Genomic DNA, 20,189 nt, shown 5'->3' with positions numbered 1-20,189 from the left:
CATTGAACTGATTAATCCTAAAATCGTGAAAGCCACTGGCAAAACAATTGATGTGGAAGGCTGTTTAAGTATTCCCCATGTTTACGGCACTGTCCAACGCGCCCAAAAGATCGTAGTCCATTACTATGATCGAGAAGGAGACGAGATGGAGCTAGTGGCCTATGATTATTTGGCCCGAGCCATTCAACATGAAATCGATCACTTACAAGGAATTTTATTTACAGAAAAGATGATTGAACAAATTCCGGAAGAAAAGTTAGAAAGCTATATGGAGGCGAAGCACGATGACTAAACTTGTATTTATGGGTACCCCCGCTTTTTCCGTGCCAATTTTAGAAGGCTTGGTTGAAGCAGGCTATGAAGTTCTAGCGGTGGTGACTCAACCAGATCGGCCTGTGGGGCGCAAAAAGACCGTTACCCCAACCCCAGTCAAAGTAGCGGCGGAAAAATTGGGCTTAGAAGTATTACAACCGGAAAAAATCAGCGGTTCTTGGGAAATGGACAGAATTGCGGAATTAGCGCCGGATCTATTAGTGACGGCAGCTTTCGGTCAATTTTTACCAGAAAAGCTGTTGCAAGTACCTCCCTTTGGTGCAATTAATGTCCATGCTTCCTTATTGCCCAAATACCGCGGTGGTGCGCCGGTGCATTACGCCATTATGAACGGGGATGCACAAACGGGGGTTACCATTATGGAAATGATCAAAAAAATGGATGCCGGGGCGATTTACAGCCAAGCCTCTTTGCCGATTACAAAACAAGATGATGTAGGCACCATGTTTGATAAACTCAGTCTATTAGGTCGGGATTTATTACTGGAAACATTGCCCAAACTCTTAGCTGGGGAATTGGAAAAAATACCTCAGGCAGAAGATCAAGTGACGTTTTCACCTAATATTTCTCGGGAACAAGAAGCCGTGGATTGGACTAAAACCGCTGAGTTAATCGACTGCCAAGTACGGGGCATGCGGCCGTGGCCAATCGCTTTTACCATGTACCAAGGCGTGCGTTGGAAATTATGGAGCGTGCGGCCATTAACCGAGACGACTGCAGAAGCACCGGGCACAATCATCCGCAAAGACAAAAAAGAACTGTGGGTTGCTTGTGGGGAAGGCTCCGTTTTAGCCATTGAAGAATTGCAACCAGCCGGTAAAGGCCGACAAGGAATTCAAGCGTTTCTTAATGGCGTAGGCCAAAGTGTCGCAGCGGGCCAAAAGTTGGGAGAATAAGATGACAGAAACCAAAAAAAGCGCCAAAAAAACCAGTCCTAAAAATCATCCATTGGAAAGTTCCGCTCGTTTAGCAGCGCTACAAGCTTTAGAGCGAGTGGCTAAAGGTGGCGCTTATTCCAATTTATTGATTAATGAAGTGGTGAAGCAAGGACGATTAAGTGACAAGGATCGTCGGTTGCTAACAGAGATTCTCTATGGCACCATTGCGCGTCAGTTGTTATTGGATTACTACTTAACCCCTTTTTTGAAAAAAAGCAAAAAGGTGGATCTCTGGGTTCGACTGTTGTTGCAGCTTTCACTATTTCAAATGCTTTATTTGGATAAGGTGCCGGATCACGGTGTTATTAATGAAGCGGTAGAAATCGCCAAATACCGAGGTAATCCGGGAGCTGCAAAGTTTGTCAATGGTGTTTTGCGCAATGTGCAGCGTCAAGGAGTTCCTGAAGTTACGGCTATTTCTGACCCCATAAAACGCTTAGCTATCGAGATTAGTATGCCATTATGGTTAACGGAAAAACTTGTGAATCAATTAGGCATAGAAGAAACCCGCAAGTTAGGGCTTTCTTTATTGGAGCCAAGCCATGTATCTGCTCGAGTGGATACGCGCTTTATCAGTCGTGAGTCGGCGATTGCAACATTGGCCCAAGAAGGGATCGAAGCCGTGGCAAGTCTTGTCTCACCTTATGGGATTGTGGCTAAAAAAGGTTTTTTAGCGGGCAGCAGTCTCTTTAAAGCCGGCAAGATTACCGTACAAGATGAGAGCTCCATGTTAGTAGCCCCTGTCTTACAAGTTCAAGCAGACAGCGAAGTCTTGGACGCCTGTGCCGCTCCTGGGGGGAAAACCACTCATATCGCAACTTTCTTAAATGAAGAAGCGGGTGGCAGTGTGACGGCTTTAGATATTCACAAGCAAAAAGTGAAGTTGATTGCGGAAAACGCCCAACGCCTCCACGTGGAAAATGTGGTTTATCCTGAACAATTGGATGCGCGAACAGTGGGGGAACATTTCCGTCCTGATTATTTTGATCGGATTTTGGTGGATGCCCCTTGTTCTGGTCTAGGATTAATGCGCCGAAAACCGGATTTAAAATATCAGAAGCAACCAGCAGACTTTGTGCGGTTGCCAGAAATTCAGTTGGCAATTTTAAACAGTGTGGCACCAACCTTGAAATCAGGGGGACTCTTAGTGTACAGTACGTGTACCATTACTCCAGAAGAAAACCAAGAGGTAGTGGCGGCCTTTTTAGCTAGTCATCCTGATTTTGAATTGCAACCAATTGTCGCAAATGAATTGGTGCAAGGAGAAATTCAAGACGGCTTGTTGACTATTTATCCCCAACGTTTCATGACCGATGGCTTTTTCATTAGCTGTCTGAAGAAAGTATAACGAGGTGAACCATTAGATGGAAATCATAATTCGTTCCGATATTGGACAAAAACGCAGTAGCAATCAAGATTTTGCGGCAACTTTTGAAAATCAAGCAAATATCCCATTGTTGATTTTGGCCGATGGTATGGGTGGGCATCAAGCAGGTGATTTAGCTAGCCGTTCTACCGTAGAAGACATCGGTGCTTTGTGGCAAACAACCGATTTAGCTGATCCAGAAAAAACCGCTTCTTGGTTAGTCCAAACGATTCAAAGGGAAAATCAAGTGATTTACAATAAAGGGCAAGAACAAATGCAAACTACCGGCATGGGTACCACCATTGTAGCCAGCGGTATTTTTGATAAGAATTATATTATCGCCCATGTAGGAGACAGCCGAGCCTATCTTTTGCGCCAAGGTCGCTTGAACCAACTCACAGAAGACCATTCTTTGGTCAATGAATTGGTACGCGAAGGAGAAATCACCAAAGAAATGGCGGCTACTCATCCTCGCCGAAACGTATTGACCCGCTCTGTGGGAATGCCCGGAGATGTAGCTGTGGATGTGACTGATGTAGCTGCTTTTCCTGAAGATATTTTGCTGATTGCTTCAGATGGTTTGACCAATATGATCACAGAAGCTGAAATTGCCGAAATTTTGGCGAATGGTCACAGCTTGGCTGACCGAGCAGATGAACTGATACGAAGAGCCAATGAGCAAGGCGGCGTGGATAATATCACCGTGCTTTTGTGTGAACGAGGAGGTCATGAGCAATGATCGAAATCGGCAAAAAAATCAGTGGTCGCTACTTAATTGTAGGCAATATCGGTTCTGGTGGTATGGCGAATGTCTACTTAGCGCAAGATTTAATCTTGGATCGAGAAGTGGCAGTCAAAGTATTACGCTTTGACTTTCAAAACGATCAAGCTGCTATTCGCCGTTTTCAACGGGAAGCCTTAGCGGTTACAGAGCTGGTTCATCCAAATATCGTTTCGGTTTATGATGTGGGTGAAGAAGACGGCATGCAGTATTTGGTCATGGAATACGTGAAAGGGATGGACTTGAAGCGTTATATCCAGACTCGCTATCCGATTCCTTATTTGACTATAGTAGAAATCATGGAACAAATTTTATCCGCCATTGCTTTGGCCCATGATCATCGGATTATTCACCGAGATTTAAAGCCGCAAAATATTTTGATCAATGAAGATGGTGTGGTCAAAATCGTGGATTTCGGTATTGCCATCGCTTTATCGGAAACTTCTATTACTCAGACCAATTCCATGTTAGGCTCTGTGCATTACTTATCGCCAGAGCAAGCCCGAGGCAGTATGGCCACCAATCAGTCCGATCTTTACGCCATTGGGATTATCCTCTATGAAATGCTAACCGGAAAAGTACCTTTTGATGGAGAATCGGCAGTCACCATCGCTTTAAAACATTTTCAAGAAGACATTCCCTCGGTGCGCATCTATGATCCAAATGTACCGCAATCATTGGAAAACGTGGTCTTACACGCTACGGCCAAAGACCCTGCCGATCGCTACAAAACCGCCGATGAGATGAATCAAGACATCTCCAGTGCACTATTGCTAGAACGGCTCAATGAACCCCGTTGGCAACCTCATTCTATGTTAGATGAGACTCGTGTGTTAACTCCAGTGGAAGCCAGTGAAATTGCACCAAAAGAAGTTCCACCAGTAATACCTGCGACAACTCCAGAACCTGAAGTAGAGCCTGAGCCTAAGAAAAAGAAAAAATGGTGGTTAATTCCTCTCTTTTTGATCTTAGCAGCTGCTGGAGGATTAGCTTACGCTGTCCTCGGTGGGGGGCAATCGGAAATCACTGTGCCTAACCTTGAAAATATGACAGAAGCCGCCGCTCGAGAAAAATTAACGGCAGTAGGCTTGACCCCGGCAGTGGATGTCAAAGAAATCCCCAGCGATGAAATTGACGAAGGACGGGTAGTCAAAAGCGATCCCGGTATCGGAGACGTGGTAAAAAAGAAAGCCGAAGTCACCCTTTACTTAAGCTCGGGTAGTAAAAAAATTGCAATGGACGATTATAGCGGCCAAACCTATAAAGAAGCTCAAACAGCTTTAATCAAATTAGGCTTTAAAGAAAGCAACCTCTCCACCACTACTGAATACAATGACACTGTAGAAAAAGGCGATATTATTTCTCAAACGCCGGCAGTTGGCACCGAAGTAACCCCGGAAGAACAAGAAGTTACCTTTGTGATTTCTGATGGAGTGGAACCAATCACCATGGAGAACTATCTGAATTGGAATCAGGCAGATGCTTATAGTGATTTAACTACGCAAGGCATTGCAGAAGACCATATTAAAATCGAAGAAGATTACAGCAGTGAGTATGCTGCCGGGACTGTTATGAAGCAATCCCCTGGTGCCGGCAAAGAAGTCATCCCCGGTGATACCGTGGTGACCTTAGTAATCAGTCGCGGACAAAGCGAGCTAACCTTGGAAAGTTTGAAAGGAAAAAGCCTGAGTGAAGCCCAAAGCTATCTATCAGAGCAAGGATTGGTCCAAGGAGATACGACAGAAGAGTATTCTAAAGATGTCCCTGAAGGCCAGGTTATTTCTACGAGCCCAGAAGCTGGCAGTAAAGTTGCCATTGGTTCTAGCGTGTCACTCGTCGTCTCAAAGGGCAAAGAACCAGAAGCCGAAGTTACAGATTATACGGTGAGATACTCTGCTAGCTACGACACCGAGGGGACCCAAACCAGCAGTGGTGAAGATTTACCAGAACAAAAGATCAAAGTTTGGATTGTGGATCATAAGAACAAAAATAAAAAAGAAGTGGATAGCTTCACTTTAAAATCTGCTAGCCAGCAACACACTGGAACGGTTACCGTTTCAATCGCAGAAGGAGAAAGTGCGACAATTTATTATCAGCGGGATAATGGATCAATTGGTGAGCAGACGATTACCGAGGATACGAATATTACCATTCCTTAATAAAAGATAAAAAACCTCTGACAATTTTCAAAGTTGTCAGAGGCTTTTTTGGTGTAGATATTTTTGAGGGAAAATTCTTTTTTGTTTCAATGCTTTTTGGTGATAAGCTTCCCATAAAGCATTGAAAAGTTGGGTTTGGCAATGAATTTCATGGGTTAAATCAATCAGAAAATAAGGTTTGTCACAATCAGGAGGTAAAAGATCTTCAAAAGTAGTCAGGAAAAAATCTACATTTGGATCATCAACGGTAGTGAAAACTATGTTAACAAATGTAAACTGGCGCATCAGATTATTCAAAATCTGCTGGATGTAATGATCTGGTGAAGTGATGATCCCCACGGTTAGATAGTAACGTTGGAAACAATTTTTATAGTTGGCAAACAAAGCGTAAGTACAGTCTTCTACAAAATCGTTTAGATGTTTGGACAGCCAAGGGAAACTTTGACGTTTGGCTACTTTTTGGAAAAATATTTTTTGCTGCCGCTTGAGTTGGTCAAATAAAGGCCGTTCGATTGGAGGGATGTAGCGGCTTAAGTCGGAAATCATGGGAATATCTCCAGCAATCAGATTAAAGCGCAAAAGAATGGTTAAAAAATTTATCCGCCAAAGATTTAAGTGTTCATATTCTGTGGCATTCAAAGCGACGATTTCCGTAAAAAAATAATCTTGAAATTCAAATACCAATCGCCTAAGTGAATTTTTTTCAGGTAAAGCTAGAAAATACTCCAGGAGTTTTTTTCCTCGAAAGTCCATTTCCAAATACAAAGGAGTCAATAAGAATAAACAATTTAAACTAAGTTGATGGCGCTTTTGCTGAGTTTTTTCAGCGATAAATTTTTGAGTATAGGCTAATAAAGACTGTGGGAATGAATCAATCAGTAAAACTGGGTAAGCTTCTTCATCTAAAAGATGACCTTGTTCATAACGCAGGCGCTGTACACCTAAATGTAAGAAGATTTCTTTGGTGTGCATAAAATGGTGACAATCCTCGTTTAACTTTTGAGCAAACCAAACTTCATCTTGTAAGGAGAGAGCAGCCTGATTAAGATCTTCACCGTGATTACCTAGCCAGAGATAAGTACTGTAAAACATCCGCAGTACTAGTTCTGATCCAGTAATCTTCATTTTCTTCGCGCTCAAATTCAGATTAAAACGCTGAAGTAGTAATTTTAGGGGGCGTAATTTTCGCAGGATAGTAGATTCGCTTAAAAAAAGTTTATTGCAAAAAGTATCAAAGGATTCTTCTGGTTGCATCAAAGTCTGTAAGACAAACTGATAAGGGATCGAGGTGCGAACTAAATACTGAATGTAACAATTGTGGCGATAAAAAGCCGGTTGCCAAATAACTTTTCGATCACGTCCAAAAAAAGTGTACCCGGACAAGGCTTGAAGGTCTCGGTTAATTTCAGCTAGTAAGCTACCAGCTGTTCCATGGGATAAGGTTAAGCAACTACAGACCGTATTAATCGGATAACTACCAGCCGGTTGTTGCAAAAAAAACTCCATAATCACCAATTTTTGTCCCATGGAGTCTTCTAAAAGTAGTGTATTAAGCATATTTTCGCCTCTCTCTGATAATAAAGTGAAATTCTCTTCGCTAATCTTTCTTTGCTTTAATTAAATACGCATTTTTATTGATTCATTACTTTAGAAGGAGATTATTTAAAAGCTCGAAAAAGCCTTTATAAAGCACAAGAGACTGTGATAGCGCTTTATTTAAAATGATTTGTAGGTGAAAAAGTATCTCTTTAAATTAAAATATGGTAAGATGTAAATGAGCTTTGATGCGTAACTTTTGTTTTTGATTTTTGAGATGTTATCGGACAGGTGCAAAAAGGAGGCGGTTAAGCAATTGGATTTTGAAAATATGACACTGGTTTTTTCGTTTAACGAGGGATTTGAAGGCTTTTTTCTTAAATGTGATTGAGGGAGTATTTTGTCATTGATGGTTAAAGACTACTATGCAAAATGAGTGATTTATAATGTGTTCTAGAGAAGTAAAACTTCTTAACTAATTTTATAGGGGCAGGAGTTGTGAGGAAAGACGAAATTCGTAAATTGAGATTGTGATTTGGGAGAAATAAGCTTGCTGTGAAATATTTAATTTTATTGAATGTTTTACGTTTTTTTGAACAAAAATATTTTTCGGGGATTTTCAAAATAGTAAGAAAATAAAATAGAAAATCTTTAAAGATGAAAAATATTAAATTAATAAACATACGATAATTATCAGAATATTCGTTCTATAACATTGTAGAACACGCGTAATGAATCTATTGAGAAAAAAAGACATGTAATTTAATTTTTTTGGAGATGAGTTTTGATTAATTCGTAAAAAATTATTTTTTTGAAAATAACTTTCAAAAAATAAAAAATAAAATAATGGGAATGCGATTAATATACTGATTTAGGTAGAAGTTACTGATGAAAGGAGCTTTGTCAGGGTGTAAAAAAACAAGTATTATTAAGTTAACCATTGTTTTATTACGCAAAAAGGGAGGGGAAACAATGAAAAGAGTACGGAAAAAGCTGTTCACTTTGTCTGGACTATTCATAGTGCTAGCACAAGTATTTGTCATGGCGTTTAGTGGAATTGCTGCAATTGCAATCACACAAGATGAGACTACCAAAAATTTATTTGAAATGAATGGTAGTTCAGCAACTATGGCTTATGAATTAGTCGACAACGATACGATTAAGTGGACAGTCAGTCTCAAAAAGGGAGCGTATGATTCACCAACTCGTTTTATGGTGGATCTAGTGGCAGGCGAATCGTCAGTAGTACCGGAACAAATTCAATCAACTAATCAGGAAATGGTCTTTGAAAGTAACTATGGGGATGAATACATTCAAGGCGGGTTTAGTGAACAAGTGACGGGTTCGATGAGTGGAGAAACTACTATTTCTTTTGTAACGACACGTCAAATCAGCAATCTGGTGGTAACACCAAAACTTGTGACCGTTCCAACTATTAATGAAGCTATGACAATGGCAGCAACAGTAACGACTGATTCTACCACTGAGGCAGAAGCTGAGGTACAACCAACTGTTGCAAGTGAGCCAGTGAATCTTTTGGAAAATGTACCAAATGTTACCTTTAATATTCCAGCAGTAGAGGCGGAAAAGCCGGAAGAAACTAATCCAGTGGTGCCTGAAACGCCAGCTTCTGAGGGAGAAATAGAAGGTGGGACAGAAGTACCTGTTGATACTACTGGGACTGAAGAAGCGGGAAATCCAGAAGTAGTAGCTGAAGAGCCTGAACAGGAAGTTGAAGAAGGGCTTGATAATGAAATTATAGGACCAACTCAGTTTCAAGGTCTTGTAGCTTTATCAGGAGTTCAAGCTACAGCAGCTGTGGTAGATCCGTTTAAATATTACCCTATTGGAAATTCTACTGGGAGCTATCCGATTCATGGAACAAGTAATCATTCCCAATCAGGTAGTGCCATCACTCAGTCAGATAATATTAAAAATTACAATTATGGTAAGGGGGAAGGCACTGATGATGGTATACCACTCTATGATACGAGTATGAAAGGATTAAATTTTACTACTGGTTATCACGAATATGGCAATGAGGAAAAGGGGCGCATTAATACTAAGAAGACAGTAATGCCAATTGTTAATGAGCCTAATTCATTCCAAGTCCAATTAGATACGATTGGTGATGCGATTCGACCATTAGAAGATATTGATATCGTTCTGGTGCTGGATAAGTCTGCTAGTATGAATAAGGATAATCCTACTCGTTGGAACCAATTGAAGAGTGCAGTTAGTTCTTTTACATCAAGTATTTTAAAGGAAAATGAGCTCAAAAAATCTCGTATTCAGATAGGAATGGTTAGCTTTTCTTCAAATGGTACTGGAGACATTCGTGCGGAAGTTGCTTCATTCTCAGATTTAAACTCTACTACTGTTACTGATGGATTTACATCTGATTTATCAGATATTACGAGTCATACTATGTATACTACTAGTCCTGCTAATGGAAACCAATCTGGTAGTGGGACACCTACTTTTATTGGAGTGGATGCGGGCTTGACACTGCTCTATGATGGAACTGCTGGGGCGAGATCGACTGCTAAAAAAGTAATGATAACAATTACTGACGGTGAACCTACTTTTTATCCAGAAACCAGAGATGGACATGATAAGTATAGTCTAGCGAGTGCCTCTAAAACACGAGAAAACAACAATAGAATATTGAGATATAGTTCAAGTAGAAAACGGGGTAATGGTAACGGTAATGACCCAGATAACGTGGAAAAGTGTAAAAAACCCAATATCGATTTTATAAATGACAAATATAGTGAGGGAGCATACTCAGGATCATACTTTTATTCAGTTGGTTTCCATACCGGGAAAGACGCTAATGACGTTGTTGACGCTTTAGGCCCTCAGGGAGCCTTTAATGCAAATTCTATCGATACTTTGGTAGCGGCACTAAAGAATTCCGTAGCTAACTTGGTTTCAACAATTGCGAATGCTACGATTATTGATCCAATGAGTGATTATGTAAATCTAGATTCAACAACCATAGTAAAACAAGGATTAAATCTATCAAATGATGGCGTTTTAAGTACTACTACTCCTAACAGCGAAATTACAGTGACAGACAAAAATAACCAAATTACAGTTAATAATGTCAACTTGAGTTGTGATGCTTCAGGAAGGCAAGGATATCGTATCACCTACAAAGTGACACTAAAAGAGGCTTATCAAGATGGTAAATTCTATCCAACGAATAAAACAACTTATCTTGCAAATGGGGATGGTACTAATAAATATTATGCAGTACCGTCAGTGAAGCTAGCACCGAAAGATGTTTCATTCACAAAAATTAATGCGTCAGAAGAGACGCTAGAAGGTGCTCAGTTTACATTAACGGGTAACGGAAGGACGTATACCTCAAATATTACTGAAGATGATGGGAAAGTTACTTTTACAGCAGTCGTACCGGGGGATTATACTTTAACCGAAATTAAAACTCCAGTAGGACATGAGGTAATGTCTCCGATTACAGTTAGAGTTGATGAAGAAGGCGTTATTAAAAAACTTGAAGGTGATAAAGAGAGCCCTTTACCAAGTGTAACTAACACTCTCAAACCAATTGAAATTACACTAAACAAAAAAGGATCAGGTGAAGCACTAGATGGAGCAACTTTTGTCTTGAAAAAAGGTGACAACATAGTTGAGACATTTAAGAAAAGTGGAAATACAACAGGCTTATACCAGTTGACTGAAGTTACTCCAGATGTCTATGACTTATACGAAACAGTTGCCCCAGAAGGATATAAAGCACTTCAGCGTATCGGAAAGCTAACGATTGATAGGTATGGTGTTCCAAAATTTGAGAAAAATAGTGAAATCGATCAGGATGTGACTGTCAGTGTGGATAGTAGGGGCGACACTATCAAAATTGCTTTTTCGGATATCAATAACGTTCTTAAACCAATCGAAGTTAGCTTAAACAAAAAAGGAGCAGATGGAGCATTAGTGGGAGCAACCTTTACCTTACAACAAGGTGAAACGATTATTGAGACATTCTCTGAAAGTACAATTACGGAAGGATTACATCAATTAAAAAACCTTGCTCAAGACACCTATGATTTATACGAAACAAAAGCGCCAGCAGGCTATAAAGCTCTTGGGTATATTGGCAAACTGACGATTGGTAAACACGGTGTCCCAACTTTTGAAAAAAATACCAATCTTGATCAAGATATAAAAATTATCGTAGATAGTAAGGGAGATACTATCAAGATTTCTTTCACAGACATCATGAATACTATCAAAGACTTTGACTTAACCGTGAATAAGGAAGACGATCTTGAAGGTAAACTAAAAGGTGCGGTATTTACACTAACCGGAAATGGTGTCAATCAACAAGTACCGAAAACTGATGATCCAGAAACAGACACGTTCACTTTTAATAATTTGAAACCTGGAACTTACCAATTAACAGAGACCAAATCACCGGATGGTTTTGTTGGGCTAAGCGAATCAATTACTATTATCATCTCAACTCAAGGTGATGTAACAGTAAGTGGCTATGAGGTTACAAATGATCCAACGCAGACAGAAAGTGAATCTGGGTTACCACTTGCTGTAGCAATTAAAACAACAGGTTCTGATAATAACACTATCTCTTTCAGCGTTATCAACAAGAAAAAAGTTCCTTTACCATCAACCGGGGGATCCGGTACGATGTTCTTTGTCACAATAGGGGTCTTGGGACTCTTGTCAACCGGTTTATACTTCCTTCAACGCAAAGATCAGGAGGTGGCGTAAGATGAAAAAGATGTTTAAATACCTTAGCCTTCTGCTTCTCTTGCTACCAATTTTCTCGATGAATGGAAATCGTGTAAATGGAGCTGAGCTAGAAAGTAATGACGTAAATATCATCTTGCATAAAATTGCTTTTCCAAATGGAGAAATGCCAGAAGAGATTGCTAATACGGGAAATCTAGCAGGGGAACATCAAGACTTATTACAAGAATATCGTGGCTTAAATGGTGTAACATTTGAAGTCTATGATATGACGGAAAAATTTTATGAAATGCGCAGTAGTGGTTCTACTGTTGAAGCAGCCCAATTGGCTCTGAGCCAGTTAGCAGACGATGATTTGGGAGTTGTTCTAGCTACTCAAATTACTGCAACAGATGTGAATGGTGATAAGGGTGCTGCGAGCTTTACTCTTCCGGCTACAGATGGTTTGGGACGAGATAAAGTGTATCTATTCCACGAGTCACAAGCACCAGAAGTTATTGAGACAAAGGCAAAAAATATGGTGGTTGTCTTGCCGGTATACACAGAAGGAGAAGAGCTACTTTCCACGATTCATTTGTTCCCTAAGAATGAAGAGAAGGTACATGAAGAGCCACCTTTTGAAAAAATTGTCGTTGATCAAGCAGGAAGTTATCAATTTGGAGATATTTTAACTTATGAAATCTCTACTAAGGTTCCCGTTGATATTGAAAAGTATCAAAAATTTGAGGTAAGTGATGAGGCTGATCCAGGACTTGCTTACCAAATGGGTACTTTACAAGTGACAATCGCAGGCGAGTCAGCAGCACATCTTTATGAGCTAGTAGAGACTGAATCAGGGTTTACTGTGAATTTCGTGGATTTTGAAGCTTTGAACGAGCATATTGGTGAAGAGATTGTCTTCCAATATCAAACTCAATTAGTAGAAACAAAAACAGAAACCAATGCGTTCAAAAATCACGCTTGGTTGGTAACTGATTTTGAGGAAATAACCCAAGAAGTGGAAGTGAAAACTGGTGGTATGCACTTTAGCAAAGTAGACCTGGAAGATGAGTCCATCGTATTATCAGGAGCAAAATTCCAAGTACGCAATGCTAAAGAAGAATATTTAAGTAAAACCGCCACTGGTTACGCGTGGACCACAGATGCTAAGGATGAAAACTTAGTAACATTAACCTCGGGTGACAAAGGGCAATTTGAAATTAATGGTTTGACCTATGGCGATTACTATTTGCAAGAAACAGTTGCACCAAAAGGATATGAATTGGGCACTGAGTTAGTGAAATTCACTGTTTCAGAGAATAGTTATACTGCAGGAGATACGGGGATTCTGAAGGTAGTCAATTTGAAGACACCGGAACGTCCTGATCTACCGGATACTTCAGACGAACCAGTAACGCCAGCTACACCGACAACACCAACGGTAACTCGCAAAACATTACCAAAAACAGGCGAAACAAAAAATAGTAGTTTTATCTGGTTGGGAGCCATTTTGATTGCGGGAGTAGCAATCGCATTATGGCAAAAAAATAAAAAGAATGGGAGTGAACGAGAATGAGGCGAAGAAAACTAGTTACAATCATATTGGGGATTATTATGGTGTTACCTCTATTTTTAGGGCTTGGAGGAATAAAAGGAATCGACGTTGAGGCAGCTGAAGACGTAACATTAATGATTCACAAGAAAAAAATGACAAAATTCCCTGGAGACTTTATTCAAAACACAGGGAAAGAAATGGATGAGGTGTTTAATGACTATGATCCTCTACCTGATGTGAGATTTAATGTTTATAATGTGACGGCGGTATTTTACGAAAATTATATTGCAAAAGATGGTAAAACAGCTCAAGACTTTGCTATACAAGAAGTTAAAAAATTAGATGAGACAAGTTTAGGAACTCCTGAGTTCACGGATACCACTGATGAAGACGGAAACATTACTTTTAGGAATGTGGCTAAAAAAACTGATAAACAAGATGCTGTCTATCTAATTGTAGAAGAACCAAAAGAAGGTGTGACAGCAGGTGAAAGAATGGTTGTTGCCTTTCCAGTGTATGAAATGACGACCGATGGTGAGTATACTGATGAGGAACTAGATACGATTCACCTGTACCCGAAAAACGTGGTTGAAACAGACGGATCCTTAGTTATTAATAAGAAAGGTACTGCGGAGGGTGAAGCATTAAATGGAGCAGAATTCATCATTTCTCGTAAAGTGGGATTGGATGATGAAGAAGCGACCCAATATCTTTCTGGAGCAGCCGAGGGGATGTTTACTTGGGGGAGTTTAGCAGATGCGGTTAAATTTTATAGTGGAAACACATATAAAATGAGCGAGGCAAAGGAAGCCGTAAAAGGTATTTTAGAAGAACCAGGAACCGATGGTGAGTTGAGTATTGTTGGCTTTGAATATGGATCTTATACTTTAACCGAAACCGCAGCACCAGAAAAGGCCGGGTTGATTAAAGAAGATTATGAATTTACGATTTCTTCAGATAAAATCTCTGCAGAATTTGAGGTTGAGAATGATACCAGTATTGTTGAAAAGAAAATTGCCGAAGTTAAAGTGGGCGGAAATAGTTATGGAATCGGTGAAGCCATTGGTTATGAGATTTCTACCAATATTCCAATGGGGATTCGAAGATTAGTTGATGATCAACCCTATTACACAAAATTTGAATTAGTGGATACTCATGACAAAGCATTGAGTTTCATTGAAGGTACCTATTCCTTAGTCATGCGAGATGAAGAGGGGACAGAGACGGAAATCCTGGAAACTAGTACTGAAGGGACTAAAAACTATTCCATTACTCATGCAGCTGGCACTGGAAGCATAACAACGGATAGCTTTACGGTCGCAGTTACACCAGATTATATTGTTAATCTAACACCAGGAGCGAAGTTAGTCTTTAAATATCAAATGAAACTAAATGCGGCTGCCAATCCAGACACCGGGTTTGATAACAGTGTTAGTGTAACGACTAGCCACACTACTGATACTTCAGAAATTGTTACGGTCAAAACTGGTGGGAAACGGTTTGAAAAAGTAGATGCAGATGCAACTACCAATAAACTTAGTGGTGCTACATTTATTGTAGCCAAAGGATCAGGAACTGCTAGAGAGTATTTAATTGTAGATAGCAATAAGGAAGTTTCTTGGACAACTACTAAAGCCTCTGCAACGCCGTTTACTTCTGTTGCTGATACAGGTATTGTGGATGTTAAAGGGTTAGAGTATGGTCAATACACATTGATTGAAACCGTAGCGCCAACAGGCTACGTGTTGCCTGCTAATCCAGAAACACCTTTCACAATTTCTGAAGGATCATATGGTTCTGGGACTACTTTGGTAGATCCAGCAGATGTTCCTAACAAACACAAAGGCTCCCTTCCTTCCACCGGTGGTTTCGGTATCGTAGCCTTTGTTGCCATCGGCGTTGTGGCAGTGGCAGGGGCCGTGTTGTACTTCACGAAAGGACGTCGTCAAATCGAAGGATAAGTGATAAAAAACTAGGGTTTCGTGTGGGAATATGCTAAAGTAATTCTAGGACGGAGTGATTTATGTCGGCAGGGCATTGGCTTGAAGAAGCCCAAGAGTCCTGTCGGCATTTTTGTGTAAAGAGAAGGGATGACAAGGATGAAAGAACCTGAAAAGAAGTCCAAAAGAAAGTCAGGGACGAAGCATGGTTTCCATAAGCGATTAATTGCGGACATTATTATGATTTTGGTATTAATCGTGGGAGTGGTGGCACTTTTCTATCCTTTGGTCAGCGACAAACTCAATGAAGTAGTGGATCAGCAGATTATTTCTTACTATCAAAAGAAGGCCAATCAAGAAAATGAAGCGGCTATGGAAAAAATTAAGGCAGAACAAGAGGCCCGCAATAAAAAAATTGCCGAAGAAGGAACCAATCCCGGCACGGACCCTTTTGCCGATGAGCGTAAAGAAGTAGAAGAAAAGCCGACGCCGGATTATTATGAAACCCATACGATTGGGGTAATTCGTATTCCGAAAATTGATGTGAAGCTACCAATTTTTGATCGTACTACTGAGGTCTTTTTGAACAAAGGGGCGACTTTACTAGAAGGTACTTCTTATCCTACCGGTGGTGAGAATACCCACAGTGTGATTTCGGCTCACCGGGGTTTACCAGAGGCCAAATTATTTACGGATTTGCCGGAATTGGAAACCGGGGATCATTTCTACATTGAAATCAATAACGAAACCTTAGCCTACGAAGTGGATCAGATCAAGACTATTGAACCCACAGAAACAGAAGACTTACAGATTGTTGAAGGGCAAGACTTGATTACATTGATGACTTGTACGCCTTATATGATTAATACCCATCGCCTCTTAGTGCGGGGACATCGAATTCCTTATGTGCCAGAGATGAAAAATGAACTTAACAAGTCGGACAAACAGCGACTTCTGGAGCAGATTTTGATTCTTGGCGGTGCGGTGTTAGTAATTCTCGCCTTACTGACATTGATTGGTTTTTGGTTGCGGGGTGTGTTGATTCATCGGCGCCGCTATCAATTGAAGTTTCAATTGGTAGATGGAAATGGCCAGCGGATTTCGGGAGTTTCTTTTGGTATTTTTACCAAAAATGGCAAACGGCCGATTTATCGCAATGGGCAGCCACTTCAAGCTGTGACGGATGACAATGGTATTTTTGAGATTGCCGATTTACTAGGGGGCAAGTATTTAGTAAAAGCTACGCAACAAGAGCTTCAATTGAAAGCTAAAGTCAAGAAGCTAAAAGCACCTCGCTTTTTACTGCTTTTGACGAAGAAGAGTGCCTTGGTTAAAGGGGAATGTAATGACTATCCGATTTTTGTAAAATATCCTCAAGGGTGAATTTTATCGCAAGGGGAACGAGAAAATGAAAACCCGATGAAGAAAACAAGAGGTTTCTGGTGACTTTCGCCAGAAGGTTCCTCTTGTTTTCTTTTTTACCCACAAAATATGATAGAATAAACGGGAAGTAGCAAGTCTGGGTAAGCCAGTTTGCTTGAAAGGAGTGTGCCCATGAGAGGACAGATTCGCAAGGCTTTGAGCGGTTTTTATTACATCGAATCAGAAGGAACGACTTATCAAACGAGAGCCCGGGGGAATTTTCGGAATCGTAAAATCACGCCCTTAGTGGGAGATCAAGTGATTTTTGAAAGTAGCAATCTCACAGATGGTTATTTATTGGAAATCTTGCCACGGAAAAATGAACTCGTCCGTCCCCCAGTGGCCAATGTGGATACTGGTGTAATCGTGATTAGTTTGGTAGAGCCAGCTTTTTCTTTTAATCTTTTAGATCGTTTTTTAGTAACTTTGGAATATAAAGAAATTGAACCTGTCATTTATTTGAGCAAGCTGGATTTGATGCCGGACAATAGCTTGGCCGATGTAATCAAGGAGCGTTATGAAAAAATCGGCTATCAAGTGATTGCTTCTTCTGATCAAGAGGCCAATCAACGGCAGTTATTTCGTATTTTTGCCAATGGCTTGACGGTTTTTATGGGGCAGTCCGGTGCGGGGAAATCGACGTTATTAAATAAATTAGTGCCAGAGTTAGCATTAGCTACAGGAGAAATATCGGAATCATTAGGACGGGGCAAACACACTACCCGTCACGTTGAATTATTGCCGATTGCAGGCGGTTTAGTGGCGGATACGCCGGGATTTAGCTCCATTGATTTTTTGAATATTGAAAGTCAAGAATTGCCGCGCATGTTTCCAGAATTTGTGGCAGCTGCGCCTCATTGCAAATTTCGGGAGTGCATGCACATAAAAGAGCCAGATTGTGAGGTCAAACGACTGGTGGCAACTGGTGAAATTGCCACCAGTCGCTATGAAGATTATCAACAGTTTTTAGAGGAAATCGAAAACCGACGCCCAGTATATAAGAAGAAAAAATAAAGCAGAATCAGGAAGGAAGAGCAGAAGATGAAAATTGCACCATCAATTTTAAGCGCAGACTTTGCCAATTTACAACGGGATATTCAATTAGTGGAAGAAAACAATGTAGATGTACTGCATGTCGATATTATGGATGGACATTTTGTACCAAACATTACCTTTGGGCCGAATGTAGTAGCGGCGATTCGACCTTTTACCAAATTGCCTTTGGATTGTCATTTGATGATTGAGCAACCGGAAAATTACGTGAAAGCTTTTGCGGAAGCGGGAGCAGATATCATTAATGTCCATGTGGAAGCTACTCCCCATATTCACCGGGTGTTACAGTTGATTAAATCCTTTGGTGTAAAAGCCGCGGTGACCATTAATCCGGGAACGCCTGTCAGTGCTATTGAGCCAGTTTTGTCTTTGGTGGACATGGTTTTGGTGATGACGGTAAATCCAGGTTTTGGCGGACAAAGCTTCTTGCCGGAATGTTTGGATAAAGTAGCGGCTTTAGCAGAAATTCGAAAAACTGTCGGCTACGAATATGAAATCGAAGTGGATGGAGGCGTGACCCATGAAACGATTGGGGCTTGTCGGGATGCCGGGGCCGATGTTTTTGTGGCGGGCTCGTATATCTATGATGCCCAAGATCCTGCTGGGCGGATTCAAGCTTTGAAAGATGTGCTAGAAGGATGAAGACGCTCTTAGTCGCTGGAGGAAGTCCGGATTTTTGGCCGGTTTTCGGAGAGTTTGAGCGCTATGTGGGCATTGATCGAGGGGCACTGTATTTATTGGAGCGCAACTTGCCCTTGGATTTGGCAGTGGGGGATTTCGACTCTTTAAATGAAGCGGAACGACAACGAGTTTTCACCGGGGCAAAAGCAGTCCAGCGTTCAGTGCCGGAAAAAGACGATACGGATACTCAACTGGCTTTAAGCCAAGTTTTTGCAGAAGATCCTACAGCTCAAGTGACTTTAATTGGGGCAACCGGGGGACGCTTGGATCATTTGTTGGCTAATTTGTGGTTAGCCTTGGAGCCGCGCTTTCAACCTTATCTGCGCCAGATTCGTCTGGAAGATAGTCAAAATTCCTTAGTTTATTACGGCCCGGGAACCCATGAAGTCCAGCGAGAAGCGGGAATGAAGTATTTGGCTTATTGCTGTCTAACGCCGATACCGGATTTGACATTAACCGAGAGTAAATATTTGCTGCATAAACAAAAAGTGCAGGTACCAACTTCCTATGCCAGCAATGAATTTGTCACAGAAAAAGCGGGTTTTTCTTTTTCTGAAGGGGTGATTGCCCTCATCCAAAGTCGGGATTGAGGAAGGAATGGAAAAAAAAACTTAAGAGTCCCCCTTGCTTGGGGATTTGCCTAGGTTTTGTCTAGGAAGAGTGGTAAAATCAAAGCTACAGTCTAAATGCAGTCGAGGTGTCCTTGTGAAAAAGTTTAATCCCAATAAAAATATTATCATCGCTTTGATCCTAGGAATTATTGTGGTGACGATGCTTAGTCTAACATTGGCCAAACGAACTGCCGGTGGGAAACCTAGTTTAGTCCAATCTGTGGTCAATGATAGTGTGGCCATTATGGATAAGGTGGTTTCTGCGCCGATTAAGTTTGTGGAAAACCGCGCGAAAGATGTCGAAGGTCTATTGGATACATATCATGAAAATGAACAGTTGAAAGCCCAACTAGATACTTATGATAATGCAATCCAACAAAATAAAAACAAAGACCGGGAAATTGCCGCTTTAAAAGAGGAACTAGCCTTAAATGAAACTCTTTCTGATTTTGAAAAAGTGACAGCCAACGTCATCAGTCGTTCTCCGGATTCTTGGCAAGATATTTTGGTCATTGACAAAGGTTCCAAAGATGGCTTAGAGGATAATATGGCAGTCCTTTCCCAAAAAGGATTAATCGGCCGGGTGATTGAGGTCAGCCTCGCTTCTGCCAAAGTTGAGTTATTGACCTCTTCTAATCAAACCACTAATCATTTTCCAGTGCGGATTTCCTCTGAAGGCGGAGAGTCTTTTGGTTTGTTGAACAAGTATGACGAAAAATCGGGTACCTTAGTGGTAGATCAGCTCACAGGGGAAGCCGAAATGAAAGCCGGAGATGTAGTTCAAACTTCCGGTCTCGGAGGAAATTCTCCTGCTAACTTGCCTATTGGGACCGTGGTGGAAGCCAAGGTGGATTCTTTTGGTCTAGATAAAAATGTTTACGTGAAACCTTACGCTCAGATGTATGACATCTCTGTGGTCACCGTGGTATTACGATCGGCGGGAGGGGAGTAGCATGAAAGATAAGCAATACTTGGCTTATTATGCCGCTCCTATGTTATTTCTACTGATGTTAGTAGATACCCAATTAACTCAGATTTTTAGTAATGTGACAGAAAATGTCTATGTGGCAAATTCCCATTTGTTTTTAATTGCCTTAATGG

The 20,189-nt window shown here is 40.9% G+C and carries 14 protein-coding genes; 13 read left to right on the top strand and 1 reads right to left on the bottom strand.

All coding sequences use genetic code 11. The features are described 5' to 3' along the window. The 5 genes from AB5754_RS10510 to pknB form a co-directional block, all read left to right on the top strand. Window positions 1-292: peptide deformylase (locus tag AB5754_RS10510; RefSeq protein ID WP_368259586.1), on the top strand; the 292-nt coding region annotated here is incomplete at its 5' end. Beyond that, complete coding sequence (gene fmt, locus AB5754_RS10505; protein WP_368251101.1) at window positions 285-1,229, top strand: methionyl-tRNA formyltransferase; 945 nt, start codon at window positions 285-287, stop codon at window positions 1,227-1,229. The genes AB5754_RS10510 and fmt, both read left to right, overlap by 8 nt. Window position 1,230: 1 nt before the next feature. After that, on the top strand, window positions 1,231-2,619 hold the full coding sequence (gene rsmB, locus AB5754_RS10500; RefSeq protein WP_368251102.1) for a 16S rRNA (cytosine(967)-C(5))-methyltransferase RsmB: 1,389 nt from the start codon (window positions 1,231-1,233) through the stop codon (window positions 2,617-2,619). 16 nt (window positions 2,620-2,635) lie between these two features. Next, window positions 2,636-3,376 carry a Stp1/IreP family PP2C-type Ser/Thr phosphatase gene (locus AB5754_RS10495; protein WP_368259585.1) on the top strand — a complete coding sequence of 247 codons (741 nt, stop codon included), beginning with the start codon at window positions 2,636-2,638 and terminating at the stop codon, window positions 3,374-3,376. Beyond that, window positions 3,373-5,577 (top strand): Stk1 family PASTA domain-containing Ser/Thr kinase, encoded by a 2,205-nt coding sequence (gene pknB, locus AB5754_RS10490; RefSeq protein WP_368252398.1) that lies wholly within the window; start codon window positions 3,373-3,375, stop codon window positions 5,575-5,577. Before AB5754_RS10495 ends, pknB begins: the two co-directional genes overlap by 4 nt. A 36-nt stretch (window positions 5,578-5,613) precedes the next feature. On the opposite strand, the gene AB5754_RS10485 is transcribed toward pknB, so the two are convergent. Next, window positions 5,614-7,134: a helix-turn-helix domain-containing protein gene (locus AB5754_RS10485; protein WP_368252399.1), complete on the bottom strand. Its 1,521-nt coding sequence runs from the start codon at window positions 7,132-7,134 to the stop codon at window positions 5,614-5,616. An 867-nt stretch (window positions 7,135-8,001) separates the two neighbouring features. Here AB5754_RS10485 and AB5754_RS10480 point away from each other — a divergent pair. The 8 genes from AB5754_RS10480 (at window position 8,002) to mreC (ending at window position 20,040) form a co-directional block, all read left to right on the top strand. Then, window positions 8,002-11,868: a SpaA isopeptide-forming pilin-related protein gene (locus AB5754_RS10480; protein ID WP_368252400.1), complete on the top strand. Its 3,867-nt coding sequence runs from the start codon at window positions 8,002-8,004 to the stop codon at window positions 11,866-11,868. 1 nt (window position 11,869) lies between these two features. Then, window positions 11,870-13,402 (top strand): SpaH/EbpB family LPXTG-anchored major pilin, encoded by a 1,533-nt coding sequence (locus AB5754_RS10475; protein ID WP_368259584.1) that lies wholly within the window; start codon window positions 11,870-11,872, stop codon window positions 13,400-13,402. Then, window positions 13,399-15,342, top strand: coding sequence for a SpaH/EbpB family LPXTG-anchored major pilin (locus AB5754_RS10470; protein ID WP_368251895.1), 1,944 nt, complete (start codon window positions 13,399-13,401; stop codon window positions 15,340-15,342). The genes AB5754_RS10475 and AB5754_RS10470 overlap by 4 nt, the downstream gene beginning before the upstream one ends. 138 nt (window positions 15,343-15,480) lie before the next feature. Beyond that, window positions 15,481-16,704 (top strand): class C sortase, encoded by a 1,224-nt coding sequence (locus AB5754_RS10465; protein WP_368251896.1) that lies wholly within the window; start codon window positions 15,481-15,483, stop codon window positions 16,702-16,704. Between the two features lie 171 nt (window positions 16,705-16,875). Continuing rightward, window positions 16,876-17,757: a ribosome small subunit-dependent GTPase A gene (gene rsgA, locus AB5754_RS10460; protein WP_368251897.1), complete on the top strand. Its 882-nt coding sequence runs from the start codon at window positions 16,876-16,878 to the stop codon at window positions 17,755-17,757. A gap of 27 nt (window positions 17,758-17,784) precedes the next feature. Then, window positions 17,785-18,438 carry a ribulose-phosphate 3-epimerase gene (rpe, locus tag AB5754_RS10455; protein ID WP_311834221.1) on the top strand — a complete coding sequence of 218 codons (654 nt, stop codon included), beginning with the start codon at window positions 17,785-17,787 and terminating at the stop codon, window positions 18,436-18,438. After that, window positions 18,435-19,067, top strand: coding sequence for a thiamine diphosphokinase (locus AB5754_RS10450; RefSeq protein ID WP_368251898.1), 633 nt, complete (start codon window positions 18,435-18,437; stop codon window positions 19,065-19,067). Before rpe ends, AB5754_RS10450 begins: the two co-directional genes overlap by 4 nt. A gap of 115 nt (window positions 19,068-19,182) precedes the next feature. Then, window positions 19,183-20,040 carry a rod shape-determining protein MreC gene (mreC, locus tag AB5754_RS10445; RefSeq protein ID WP_368251899.1) on the top strand — a complete coding sequence of 286 codons (858 nt, stop codon included), beginning with the start codon at window positions 19,183-19,185 and terminating at the stop codon, window positions 20,038-20,040. The last annotated feature ends 149 nt before the right edge of the window (window positions 20,041-20,189 follow it).

The organism is Enterococcus sp. 2201sp1_2201st1_C11_2201SCRN_220225 (assembly GCF_040925905.1).
GTDB classification, from domain to species: domain Bacteria; phylum Bacillota; class Bacilli; order Lactobacillales; family Enterococcaceae; genus Enterococcus_C; species Enterococcus_C asini_A.
The sequence above is the reverse complement of the archived record's forward strand: the minus strand, read 5'-3'. Positions and strand labels throughout refer to the sequence as shown.

Coding starts and splice junctions, on each gene's coding strand:
- AB5754_RS10450 (WP_368251898.1), top strand. CDS start 18,435: ATGAAGACGCTCTTAGTCGCTGGAGGAAGTCCGGATTTTTGGCCGGTT.
- rpe (WP_311834221.1), top strand. CDS start 17,785: ATGAAAATTGCACCATCAATTTTAAGCGCAGACTTTGCCAATTTACAA.
- rsmB (WP_368251102.1), top strand. CDS start 1,231: ATGACAGAAACCAAAAAAAGCGCCAAAAAAACCAGTCCTAAAAATCAT.
- AB5754_RS10485 (WP_368252399.1), bottom strand. CDS start 7,134: ATGCTTAATACACTACTTTTAGAAGACTCCATGGGACAAAAATTGGTG.
- AB5754_RS10480 (WP_368252400.1), top strand. CDS start 8,002: ATGAAAGGAGCTTTGTCAGGGTGTAAAAAAACAAGTATTATTAAGTTA.
- AB5754_RS10475 (WP_368259584.1), top strand. CDS start 11,870: ATGAAAAAGATGTTTAAATACCTTAGCCTTCTGCTTCTCTTGCTACCA.
- AB5754_RS10470 (WP_368251895.1), top strand. CDS start 13,399: ATGAGGCGAAGAAAACTAGTTACAATCATATTGGGGATTATTATGGTG.
- fmt (WP_368251101.1), top strand. CDS start 285: ATGACTAAACTTGTATTTATGGGTACCCCCGCTTTTTCCGTGCCAATT.
- pknB (WP_368252398.1), top strand. CDS start 3,373: ATGATCGAAATCGGCAAAAAAATCAGTGGTCGCTACTTAATTGTAGGC.
- AB5754_RS10465 (WP_368251896.1), top strand. CDS start 15,481: ATGAAAGAACCTGAAAAGAAGTCCAAAAGAAAGTCAGGGACGAAGCAT.
- AB5754_RS10495 (WP_368259585.1), top strand. CDS start 2,636: ATGGAAATCATAATTCGTTCCGATATTGGACAAAAACGCAGTAGCAAT.
- rsgA (WP_368251897.1), top strand. CDS start 16,876: ATGAGAGGACAGATTCGCAAGGCTTTGAGCGGTTTTTATTACATCGAA.